This window comes from Clostridium sp. SGI.024 (assembly GCF_050315195.1).
Taxonomy (GTDB): Bacteria; Bacillota; Clostridia; order Clostridiales; family Clostridiaceae; genus Clostridium.
Genome location: NZ_JBNPON010000024.1, coordinates 30,656 through 43,333 on the forward strand (window position 1 = coordinate 30,656; position 12,678 = coordinate 43,333).

Consider the following 12,678-nt stretch of genomic DNA (forward strand, 5'->3'; position numbering starts at 1 on the left):
TATATTAAGTAATTCGAAAGAGTTTAAAATGTCGAAGAATATATTCTATAAATTTAATATTAATTTAGGAATTAATTGCGCCCTGCTTTTATGAAATTTTTCTGTATCCTCTTCACTTCTTCAAATTAATGCATTTTGTGTCGCTGAATTATCTGAAACACATAAAATTGCGATTCCTTCTTTATTGATAATTTCCATACAGCGATAAAATGCCGCTGTTTCCATTTCTATTGCTTCGCTACCCAATTGTAGTATCTCATTTAAATGAAAATATTCACAGAATATTGAATCTGTACAATATACTACTTTTTCTTTAAGTTCAATTCCTATTTTCTTTGCAATGTTAATTAGATTTTCTTTTAAATCCACTTTTGGATATACTGATGCTTGAAACTTATCAGCAGATATATTTTCATTCAAGTAGAGTGATGCACCATCACCTGCAATAGATTTTGATGGAGTAAGAATATCTCCTCTTTCATTAAAGAAACATTAATTGGTAATAAGATGCAAATATGCATTAATGTATATTTATATTATACATTATAATTGGTATCTAATTTCATATAAATACTGATATTATATCCATATTGGGATTCTATTTTTAAATTCTGTTACTATTTACTGGTGACTTGGAGTTTGCGAGGTGGCGAAGAAGATAATATATATCCATTATTATTGTAATAGTAAATTAAAAATGATAAAATAGAACAAAAGTTCGTAGAATTTAAAGGTGATAATATGAGAAAAATTAAGATATTACAAGCAGGGGATTTACATTTTGATACTCCTTTTAAAGATTTAGATAAAAATATATCTATAATAAGCAAAGAAGAACTGTTAGAAGTATTTAGTAAAATAATTGATATATCCATGGAAAATTCTGTTGATATATTATTATTAACTGGGGATATTTTTGACAATTTAACTATAAATAAGAAAACATTGATATTTATTAAAAATCAAATTGAAAGAATAAGCAACATAAGAGTATTTATATCACCTGGAAACCACGATCCTTATAATGAAAAATCCTTTTACAAGATGATAAATTGGCCAGACAATGTTTATATATTTAAAGGAAGTATAGAAAAGGTTGTTTTAGAAGATTTAAATACTGTGGTCTGGGGAGCTGCCTTTAATGAATACCATGTAAGAAAAAGTTTGCTAAAAAATATTAATGTAGACAACAATTATATTAATATAATGACTATACATGGTGATATATCTAATACTGATGATGGAAATGAATATAATCCAATGACAAGAAGAGATATTGAAAACAGTAAATTAGATTATATTGCTATAGGACATAGGCATAATTTTAGTGGAATATTAAGAGAAAACAATACCTTTTATGCTTACGCAGGATGTCCACAAGGTAGAGGCTTTGACGAAGTTGGAGATAAAGGTATTATTCTAGGTGAAGTAACTAAGGGTGCTGTAGATTTAAATTTTATTAGAACATCAAAGAGAAATTATTATGTAGAAGAAATAGATATAAGTGATTCTGTAAGTTATGATGAAGTGAGAGTAAGAATACTATCAGCTATTAATGAAGAAGAAAGAAAAAACAATTTATATAAGCTTATACTTAAAGGGCAAATAGAATCTTATATTAATCTTAATGAAGGTGTAATATTAGAAAAAATAAAGAAAGATTTCTATTTTGTAAAGGTTATTGATAAAACAGAAGTTAAACTAGACTTTGATAAAATATCAGAAGACTATTCTATAAAAGGGGTTTATGCAAAAAAACTACTAGAAAAAATGAAAGAGGAAGATTGTGATAAGGAGATTTTACAAATGGCATTAAAGCTAGGTATACAATCTCTATCCCATGAGGAAGTGAATTTAAATGATTATAAATAAAATTAATATAATTTCTTTTGCAGGACTAAAAGATAAGGAAATTAACTTTGAAGAAAAAATTAATTTAATTTATGGAGAAAATGAAAAGGGAAAAAGCACTATTCAAAACTTTATTAGAGTATGGCTTTATGGAATGAACTCTAAAAGAACTAAGGATTTAAAGAATAATGATAGAGTAAGATTTGCTCCAGTAGATGGTGATAAAATAAGAGGAGAATTGTATGTTACTCATAATAATAGAAAATATATAATTAAAAGAAGCTTTGGAGCAACTAAAAAAGAAGATATATCAGAAATATTAGATGCAGAAAGTGGGGAAATCCTTACAGAAATTCCAAAGGATGAACCAGGAAGATACTTTTTGAATGTTAATTCTTCCACATTTTATAAAACCTTATTTATAAACCAATTAGGAGTTGCAATTTCTAAGGATAAAGAAGAAGAAATAATAGATAAAGCAGCTAACTTACTTAATAGTGATGATACTAATATACCTATTCAAAAATCAATAGAAAGACTAGAAAATATTAAGAAATCTATTTCTACAGTTAGAAAAACTGGGGAGCTAGATATATTAAGAAATAGACTTAATGAACTTAATCAAGAAAAGTATGAAGGATATAAGCTATCAGAAGAAAATATTCACAAGGAAAATGCTTTAATATCTTTAAGAGAAAAAAGAAATAATTTAAGAACGGAAATTAAAAATTTAGATATATATAAAAAGTACTTAAAGAAATCCAAGCTACAAAAAGAATATGAAGAAATAACTCAATATTTAAAGAAAAGAGAAGAGTTAAAGAAAAAGGAAAGATATATAGAAGAAAGTATTTCCTCTAGAAATGGAATTATAGATGAGGTTTTACTTAATGATATAAAGGATGAAAATTCTCTTTATTTTAGCCTTTTAGATATGAAGAATGAAGAAGAAAAAAGTTTAAGTAAAAGTAAGGAAATATATTCTGTTAAAAGAGAAGGTTATGAGAATCTTTTGTTTATTGAAGAATTATCTAGTGAAGATAAAAATGCTTTTATAAAGGCAGTTATGGAAAAAGATAATTTAACAGAAAAAATTAAAAAGTATGAGGAATTAAATAAGGAAATAAACTTAATAAAAAATGATATATCTAACAAAGAAAGCTATATAGGAAGTGCAATAAATTTTAAAGGAATTAGGGAAAATATTGGTGTATTATTAGAAAGATACGAAGACAAACTAAAGGAGCTTAAATTTAAAGCTGAAAGCTATAGTAGCAAATCCAATATAGAAAATGAAAAATTAAATGATAAATTTAGAAAATTTTTATTAGTAGCTTTTATTAATATTGTTGTATTAATACTTTTACTAATATTTTATAGAAAAAATATGTTACTAGTTGGATTTACTGGAGGAATTTTAGCACTTATATTATATAAAACTATAACTTTAAAAATGCAAATGTCAAATGAAGATAAATCATCTTTTAATATTAATTCTTTAGAAGAAGATATAAGAAATATAGAAAAAGAAATATTTAAACATACTAAGCTTGTTGAAGCAACATCATATGAGGATTTTATAAAAAAATTAAAGCTATTTGATGAATATAATATTTATCTAGAAAAACAAAATATTAAAATATCAGAGAAAGAATCTCAAATTAAGTTTTTAAATATAGAGACAGTTAAAGAGAACTATAAGAATAATGAAGAATTCATAAATAAAATCTTAATTTTAGCTAATACTGATGACATAAATAAAGTTATAGGTATGCTTTCTAAATACGAGGAAATAAGCAAAGAGGTACTATCTATAAAAATTGATATAGAAAAAGAAGAAAAATCTATTGAAAAATTAGATAAAGAATTAAGTATTAGAGAAAAAAGAATAAGAGAAAAATTAGAATATATTGGTTTAGAAAATATTGATCTATATGAGCTTGAAGAAAAATTATTAGAAATAAAAGATAAAATTAAGCAAAGAGATGAAATATTAAAAACCTTAGAAAATATAGAGGGAGCTTATAGTGCCCTTACTAAAGATAAAGACATAGAAGCCATAAAAGAAGATTTAAAAGATATAATTAATGAAAATATTAATTACAGTTATTCATCAGAAGAGGAAATAGATAATCAAGTTTCTTTAAAATCTCATGAATTAATTGAAGTTGAAAAGGAAATTAAGGATGTTGAAAATTATTTAAAGAATAGATTCTTAGGAAAAAGAACGATTCCTTTAATAGAAGAAGAAATTGAAGAAGTTAAAGAAAAGATAGAAAAAATAGAAAAATTACTAAAAGCAACAGAAATAGCAATAGAAACTATGAATGAATCAATTAGAGAAGTAAGAGGAAACTTTGGTAATATACTTAATTCTAATGTAATTGATTATTTTAAAACTTTAACAAATAAGGAATATGAAGAGGTTATGGTATCTGACTCTTATGATATGAAAGTAAAAAAGGGAAGAGATATTCTGCCAGGAGCAATATTAAGTAATGGTGCTAATGATCAGTTATATTTATCATTAAGATTAGCTTTTATTAATATGATATATAGGGGGATGGATTTTCCTGTTATACTAGATGATACTTTCGTTCAATATGATGATATTAGAACAGAAAGAGCATTAGAATTATTAATTGATTCTAACTTTAGCCAAACTCTTATATTTACTTGCCAGGGAAGGGAAAAAGAAATATTTAGTAGAAAAAATATAGATTTTACTTATATTAATTTATAATAATGTCAATAATAGTATTGACATTATAAGGGATAGACTATAAAATTAACCTATGAATAATGCAAATCATTTGCATAAATGAGGTGGAATAGTGAAGAAAAAATTAATAAGTTTAGGACTTATATTAGGAATATTAGTTTCCTTTGCTGGGTGTGGCGCTAAGGACTTAGAAGAGAATAATGGAGAAAAATTAAGAGTTGGAGTTACTATAAATCCATTAAAGGATTTTGCAGAAGCTATTGGTGGAGATAAGGTAGAAGTATTTTCTATTATCCCAGACGGAAGTGATGCACATAGCTTTGATCCAAAACCAAAGGACTTAAAGGATTTATTAAATACGAACATATTTATATATAATGGACTTCAGATGGAAGAATGGATAGATTCAGTTTTAGGAACTATTGAAGGCCAAGACGTGAAGGTTGTAGAAGCTAGTCAAGGAATTGATACTATAACTATTGCTGAAGAAGAACATAATCATGAAGAGGAAGGTAATGACCATGAAAATGAGGAAGATCATGACCACGATCATGATCATGGTGGAGTGGATCCTCATGTTTGGCTAAGCTTAGGTAATGCAGTAATAGAAGCTGAAAATATTAAAAATGCTTTTGTTGAAGTAGATCCAGAAAATAAAGATTACTACGAAGCAAACTTTGAAAAGTTAAAGAGCGATTTTACTTCTTTATATGATGAATATAAAGAAAAATTTAAAGATGTAACTAATAAAAACTTTGTTACTGGACATGCAGCTTTTGCTTACTTATGTAAGGACTTTGGTTTATCTCAAAAAAGCATAACTGGTATTTTTAATGATGAAGGTGAAGTAAGACCAAAAGATTTAGAAGAGTTAGTTAATTACAGTAAGGAAAATGGAGTAAAAGTAATATTTAATGAGTCAACTTCAAGTAGTAGCGATGCTGATACTTTAGCAAAAGCAGCAGGAGCTAAAGTGGTGAAAATATATAGCCTTGAAACAAAGGAAGATAATAAGAGCTACTTAGAGGGTATGAAGTATAATTTAGAAACAATATATAATTCATTAAAATAGTGCAAAAATAAAGTGAATTGATACTTTGAATATTATGAAATTTATATTAAAGTATATATGAAATATTAGGTGTGCTAATTATAATAATATGATGTAATTTGAATTTTAAATAAATTCAAATTACATCTTTTTTTAAAAATAAAGAGTATTTGAATTTATATGAATTTCAAATACTCTTATTGTAGCTATAAATAAAGGCATCCAAAAGGTGGATGGCTTACTTATTAATGATATAACATTACCTCTAAATGGTTGAAGGACAGTTATATCTATATTATATTTATATCCAATTTTACAAATTTTATAACTTTCCTTATAAATAAAAAAGGCATCCAAAAGGTGGATGGCTTATTTATCAATGGTATAAAATTGCATCCAAAGGTGGATGGACATTTATACCTATTATATACTATGAATATATACTATAATTAATGATATATATTAATCTTTATAATTATATGTTAAAGTATTATTAAAAGTATGTCAATAAAATTTTAAGGCTATATTTTAACTAGGGGGAAATATGAAATTAAATATATTTTTTGATGAAAGTGGGAAAAAAGGAACTCCACCAATGCTTATGGGAGCAATATCAATTGTAGATAAAATATATACTAATGATATTTTTAGTGAAATAAATAATAATCTTAGAGAGAATAAAATTAAGTATCATTTTACAAAGTATGATGGAAATAGAGGAGAAAAGAAAAATATAATAGATTTATTTACTAAATTATCTCCATATTTACATACGTTTAGATGTAATGTAATTCAATATAAAAAGGGAGATTTACCTATTGAGTTATTTAGTGATATGGTCTACTCTAAATTCCCTGAGCGTGTTTTCTATGGTTTACTTAGGTGTAAAGGCAATATGATGAATATTGAAGCAAGTATTTACATGGAGTATGCAACAGAATACATAAAATTTCCTGAAATATTTAAATCACAATTAAATAGACAATCATTATATAGAGGAGAAAAATTTAACATAAACAGCTGTCTATTGGTACCTAAGAATGAACAAATAGGGGTTGAGCTATGTGATATTATTTTAGGAATAATAAGGGTAATTTTAGATTTTGAAAAGATAAACCCAAGTATGTCAAAAACATATTGCAGTAAAGTCAAATTAGTAAATGAAATACTTATAATACCACATGTATATGAATTCTTTTCGAATATAAAATATTTTGAATGGGATAATATACAATCATTAAAAGAGATAAAATTTAGAGATTATTTAGATACATATAAAGCAATATGTTCAGATATATAAAAATTAATTTTTAAAACAAAAAAATGGTAAAATACTTAAGAGAGGTGATTTATATGAGTAAGGCATTAGATTTCTATAAAAACGAAATTATAAATAAAGAAAAGGAAATAAAAAGTTTAAATAATATTATTAATATAATTTCCATAGTAAGATTAGCAATAGTTATATTAACTATTGGAGTTGGCTATTATTTTTACAAAGAAGAAAATATAGTGTTTTTAATTTCATCTGCTATTTTGGGCTTTTTATTATTTATTATTGTAGCTATTTTTCATAATAGTAAGATAAAGATGAGAAAAGAATGCGAGCTTTATATTAATATTAATAAAAGAGGAATAGATAGAATAAATGGAAATTTTAAAGAACAAGAAGATAAAGGTGAAGAATTTTTAGATGATAAACATCCCTTTATTAGCGATTTAGATGTTTTTGGAAGAAACTCATTATTTCAAATGATAAACTCAACAAGAACTAAGTTCGGTAGAGAAAAGCTAAGTAAAATAATTTCTTTAAAAGATATACCTAATAGAACTGAAATAGTAAATAGACAAGAAGCTATAAAAGAATTAGGAGAAAAAGTCAATTGGAGACAAGAATTAGAAGTAAGATCCACCTTTAATAAAAGTGGAAAAAAGGATATAGATAAATTATTAGAATGGGCATCATCTAAAAAAGAAATAAATCTAGCAATAAAAATTATTCCTTATATTTTTATTGCTATAACAATACTAGCTATTATATTAGTAGCTTTAAGAATTTTACCTATAACATATATGATTTTAGTATTTATGATAAATTATGTAGTTGTTAAGGTTCTAACTAAGGATCTTGGTGAAGTTGTTACATTATTTGGTGATCATAAAAAGGATGTTGAAGCTTATACTAACATACTTAGTTTAATAGAAAAAGAAAACCTTGAAAGTGATTTATTAAGAGATTTAAAGAAAAAATTAGTAAATAACAACAAAAATGCTATTAAAGAAATGAAAGATTTAAAGTCATTGGTAGATTGGCTAGGGGATAGTAGTAGTAATGCATACTATTTAATTTTAAATGTTACTATTTTATCAGATACATTTATTTTAAGAAACTTAGAACAGTGGAGAAGAGAAAATGGAAGCAATCTTAAAGAATGGCTTGAGGTTATGGGGGAATTTGAAGCTCTAGCAAGTATTTCTAATTTATCTTTTGATTTTGATAGCTGGACTTTCCCTGAAATATCTAATGAAGATAGAATAGAAGGTATAGAGATTGCTCATCCAATGCTAGGTCAAAAAGCTGTTTCTAATAGTTTTAAATTAGATTCACAAAATGGAATAAGTAGAAAGGTTGCTTTAATTACAGGCTCTAATATGTCTGGTAAAAGTACTTTTTTAAGGACAATAGGTTTGAATTTATTATTAAGTTATATTGGAGCTCCAGTTTGTGCTAAAAAGTTTAGTTGTAGTATTTTTAGTATTTATACTTGCATGAGGACAAAAGATAACTTAGAAGAAAGTATATCATCATTTTATGCTGAAATATTAAGAATAAAGATATTAATAGAAGCTGCTAAAAAAGGAGAAAAAGTATTTTTCTTATTAGACGAAATCTTTAAGGGAACCAACTCAAGAGATAGACATGAAGGAGCTAAAGTCCTTATAAATCAATTAGTAGGTAATGGAGCAATGGGTCTAGTTTCAACACACGACTTAGAACTTTGCGATTTAGAAGAAAGCAGAAAATGGCTTAAAAATTATAATTTCCAAGAATACTACGAGGATAATAAAATTAAGTTCGATTACAAATTAAGAGAAGGCAGAAGCAAAACCCAAAATGCAGTACATCTAATGAAACTAGCAGGAATTAATTTTAAGGATAATTAAAATAATTGGAACAATAAATAATTATTATATTCACTAGAGAGACATAAATATTAAGTATTGAAAAGAGAGGTATTTATGGAAGTTTTATTAGAGTTTATATTTATCATTATTTTTGAAGGGTGTTTTGAAGTTATTTCTAATAAAAAAATAAATCCTATTATTAGAAGGATTGTTTTATTGATTGTTTCATTATTTTATATATTTTTAGTAATAGGAATAGGAGGATTAGTAGTTAAGGTACCTTTAATAATTGCAAAAATAATATTTATAGCAGTAGCTATTATGATAATATTTTTTATAATAAAGCTTTGGTTAAAAGTCTATACAGTAAAACCTTTTAAATAGATAAATGATAGATAATGGAGATTTAGAACTTGAGACTAAGTAAAAATAATAGATTACAAAAAGTATAATATAATACATTTTCATAATTCCGAGCTTGTGAGGAATTATTACCATAAGAGCTAAGTGGAAAATATATTATGCTGGTGTGACTTGGAGCTTGCGACGAGAAGTAAATATAAAGTAAAAATAACAGACTACAAAAAAGTATAAGGGAACACATTTATCATAATTCCGAGTTAGGGAGGAATTATTACCTTTAGTATATAAGGATATAAATAATATATGAGTGCGACTTGGAGCGAAGCGACGGAGCAACGAATATATTATTTATATCCTAATTTTTTTTGTGGAAATAATAGTGAAAAATATTTGGAAAAATGGCATAATATACTTATGAATATAAAAGAGTGAGAGGTATAAAATGTCATTTGTAATAATTGATTTGGAGTTTAACAACTTAGAAGGGATACATAAATATTATCCAGATATATTTACAAAGTATCCAAGCCTTGAGGATATTGATTTGGATAATGAAATTATAGAAATAGGTGCAATAAAACTAGATAATTATATGAAGCCACTTAATGAATTTAAAGCATATATTAAGCCATCTGTAATTCCAATTTTAAATCCAAAGATTTCTGAAATAACTGGTATAATGGAGAAGGACTTAGAAAATGGTTTGTCCTTTCAAGAAGGAATTCAGAAATTATCAGAATTAATAGATGAAGGAGATATAATATGTTCTTGGGCAAAAGATGATATCATTGAAATAATCAATAATGCAATACATTATAAATATGAAGATTTAAATTGGCTAAAAAATTATTTAGATTTGCAAGAATATTCTACTAAAATATTAGGAAAGAAAAAATCTTTAAGTTTAAAAAATGCTCTTGAAGATTTAAAGATTAAGGTAGATAGTAGTAAGCTTCACGATGCTTTAAATGATGCAATTTATACTTCAGAGGTATTTAAAAGAATATATAACTCCAGAGTTCTTAAAAACTATATTATTAAAGATATATACAATATGCCAGCAATGGATATAAAAAATTTAACTCAATATAAGTTAGATTTAGACAAGCTAAAATGCAAGTGTCCTAAATGCAATATAGATATAGACTTTGAATATGATTTTATACCCATGAAGTGGAGATTTATAGCTATTGGAAGATGTAAAAAATGTAATAATAGAATTATTGATGAAGTTACAGTTAAGAAGACTTTCAGTGGTGAAGAAGTATATAACGAAATTGCAACTATAATTGATGAAGTTGAATATATTGATTATAGTTATAAAATTAAGAAGATAAAAAATAAATTAAATAAATATTAATATTTTATATAGTGTAAAACAATTGCATGGGAAATATGATAAAATTTAAGTATTACTTGGTTTAATTTTAAGTATTGGAGAAGATAAATTATGAATATTGCATTTTTTTTAACACCTAAGAATGAAGTGATATACGAATATTTAGATGCAACTATGAGACAAGTTATAGAGAGAATGGAGCATCATGGATATACTGCTATACCATTAATAGATAAAGAGGGGAAATATGTTGGAACTTTAACTGAAGGAGATTTGCTTTGGAAGCTTAAAAATACTCCTGATTTAAATTTTAGAAATACTGAAAATGTTAAAATTAAAGATATACCAAGAAAAAGAAAACATAAGAGTGTTTCAATAAACTCTAATGTAGAAAGCTTAATTTCTTTAGCTACAAATCAAAATTTTGTACCTGTAGTTGATGATGAAGGTATTTTTATAGGTATAATTAAAAGAAGTGATATAATAAACTATTGCTATAGTGAAATGAGAAAGAAAAAGATAGTTTAAAAATACAAGAAAAAAAGGAGGATTATTATGATAATAGTTATTTCTCCTGCAAAAACTTTAGATTTTAAAGAAAAAGATAGTAACTTACCAATGAGTGAACCTAGATTTTTAGATAAGTCGCAGGAAATAATAAATGAAATTAGTAATTATGATTGCTATTCTTTAGAAAAGCTTATGAAAATAAGTACAAAGTTAGCTATTTTAAATGTAGATAGATTCCAAAAATGGACTAAAGATTTAGATACTGCAAAACAAGCATTGCTTGCATTTAAAGGTGAAGTATTTAGAGGAATGGATGTAGGAAGCTTATCACATTCAGAACTTTTTTATGCTAATGAACACTTAAGAATACTATCAGGATTATATGGAGTACTTAGGCCTTTTGATGGTATTAATGAATATAGATTAGAGATGGGAACTAAACTTAAGGTAAATGGATTAAAAGATTTATATGAATTCTGGGGAACAACCTTAGAGGAAAGTATAATAGAAGAATTAAAAAATCATAAAGATAAAACAATAATTAATTTAGCATCAAATGAATACTTTACAGCTATAGAAGGATTAAGAAAAAATCCTAATGTAAAAGTAATAACTCCTATATTTAAAGAATTAAGAGGAGATCAGTATAAGATAATATCCTTTAATGCTAAAAAAGCAAGAGGAATTATGTCTAGATATATAATTCAAAACGAAATTGAAGATATAGAAGAATTAAAGAAGCTAGATGTAGATGGATACTTATATAACGAAGAGATGTCTACAGAAAAAGATCTAGTATTTATAAAAGAAAAATAGTTAAGGTTGCCAAAAGGCAACCTTTTTTTCATAATTAAAACAATAAAATTTTCTATTATGAGTTTTATTTATGTTTACATTTGATCATATATAAATTATATATACCATAATCATAAATTTAAAATAAAAGAATAAAATTGTAAGGAAGGCTACTATATTTTATGTATAAGTAGTAGTGAAAAAATAATAGTATTTTTATAGTTATATTCTATTTTGTAAAAAGTGATTTTAAATTAAAGGGGTATGAGAATTTTATGGGGATGGAAGATGAAATGGTAAAAGAAGAGAATAAAGAGGAGAAGAAAGAAAGTAAACTTTTTAAAATCTTTAAGAAGTCTATTAAGAGAAAAATAGCAATATTTATTGTAATTATAGTGCTAATTGTTGCAGTAGTAATTGGGTTAAGAAGTGATATTTTCTTTGATAGTAAGACTACAAAAATTGGATTTGAAAACATTGGTGAATTAGCTACACAAACTGCATATTCTACACAATTAGGAGTAATAGATGATTCAAGAGAATTATATGGAGTTACCATACCTTTTACAAACAGTAAATACATATATAGCTGTGATGTTGTTATAAAAGCAGGTTTTAACTTTGGAGATATTGAATGGGAGGAAAACAATAATGTTATTGAAGTTAAACTACCAAAAGCGAAGATATTAAGCAGTGAGCTAGATTTAAATTCTTTTAAGATATATCATGAAAATGAAAGTGTATTTAATCAAATTACTATAACTGAGAATAATGAAGCTATGAAGAAATTACAAAAAACAGCAGAAGAAAATGCCGTTGCAAATGGTTTGTTGGAAAATGCTCGTGATAACTCTGAAACAATATTAAAAATTTTTTTTAGTAATAAATATGATCTAGAAAAATATGAAATAGTTTTTAAAG

At 25.3% G+C, this 12,678-nt stretch carries 11 protein-coding genes; 10 read left to right on the plus strand and 1 reads right to left on the minus strand.

From position 1 onward, the window contains the following. Positions 1 to 120: 120 nt before the first annotated feature. Positions 121 to 468, minus strand: coding sequence for a hypothetical protein (locus ACQRD5_RS08670; RefSeq protein ID WP_291629766.1), 348 nt, complete (start codon positions 466 to 468; stop codon positions 121 to 123). Positions 469 to 741: 273 nt separating this feature from the next. On the opposite strand from ACQRD5_RS08670, the gene ACQRD5_RS08675 reads away from it, so the two are divergent. The 10 genes from ACQRD5_RS08675 to ACQRD5_RS08720 form a co-directional block, all read left to right on the plus strand. After that, positions 742 to 1,872: a metallophosphoesterase family protein gene (locus ACQRD5_RS08675; RefSeq protein WP_291629753.1), complete on the plus strand. Its 1,131-nt coding sequence runs from the start codon at positions 742 to 744 to the stop codon at positions 1,870 to 1,872. Next, on the plus strand, positions 1,859 to 4,594 hold the full coding sequence (locus ACQRD5_RS08680; RefSeq protein ID WP_291629755.1) for an AAA family ATPase: 2,736 nt from the start codon (positions 1,859 to 1,861) through the stop codon (positions 4,592 to 4,594). Before ACQRD5_RS08675 ends, ACQRD5_RS08680 begins: the two co-directional genes overlap by 14 nt. 91 nt (positions 4,595 to 4,685) lie before the next feature. Further along, a complete protein-coding gene (locus ACQRD5_RS08685) occupies positions 4,686 to 5,645 on the plus strand; it encodes a metal ABC transporter solute-binding protein, Zn/Mn family (RefSeq protein ID WP_291629757.1) in 960 nt (319 codons plus the stop codon). Positions 5,646 to 6,168: 523 nt separating this feature from the next. Then, a complete protein-coding gene (locus tag ACQRD5_RS08690; protein WP_291629759.1) occupies positions 6,169 to 6,924 on the plus strand; it encodes a DUF3800 domain-containing protein in 756 nt (251 codons plus the stop codon). 53 nt (positions 6,925 to 6,977) lie between these two features. Further along, positions 6,978 to 8,789, plus strand: a complete 1,812-nt coding sequence (locus ACQRD5_RS08695; RefSeq protein WP_291629760.1) for a MutS family DNA mismatch repair protein — start codon at positions 6,978 to 6,980, stop codon at positions 8,787 to 8,789. A 75-nt stretch (positions 8,790 to 8,864) separates the two neighbouring features. Continuing rightward, positions 8,865 to 9,134: a hypothetical protein gene (locus tag ACQRD5_RS08700; protein ID WP_320900720.1), complete on the plus strand. Its 270-nt coding sequence runs from the start codon at positions 8,865 to 8,867 to the stop codon at positions 9,132 to 9,134. Between the two features lie 421 nt (positions 9,135 to 9,555). After that, complete coding sequence (locus ACQRD5_RS08705; protein WP_320900722.1) at positions 9,556 to 10,473, plus strand: 3'-5' exonuclease; 918 nt, start codon at positions 9,556 to 9,558, stop codon at positions 10,471 to 10,473. Between the two features lie 90 nt (positions 10,474 to 10,563). Next, on the plus strand, positions 10,564 to 10,980 hold the full coding sequence (locus ACQRD5_RS08710; protein WP_320900724.1) for a CBS domain-containing protein: 417 nt from the start codon (positions 10,564 to 10,566) through the stop codon (positions 10,978 to 10,980). 27 nt (positions 10,981 to 11,007) lie between these two features. Continuing rightward, on the plus strand, positions 11,008 to 11,778 hold the full coding sequence (gene yaaA / locus ACQRD5_RS08715) for a peroxide stress protein YaaA (protein WP_291629764.1): 771 nt from the start codon (positions 11,008 to 11,010) through the stop codon (positions 11,776 to 11,778). Between the two features lie 254 nt (positions 11,779 to 12,032). After that, positions 12,033 to 12,678 (plus strand): DUF4230 domain-containing protein (locus ACQRD5_RS08720; RefSeq protein WP_427746729.1); only part of this gene is annotated, 646 nt, incomplete at its 3' end.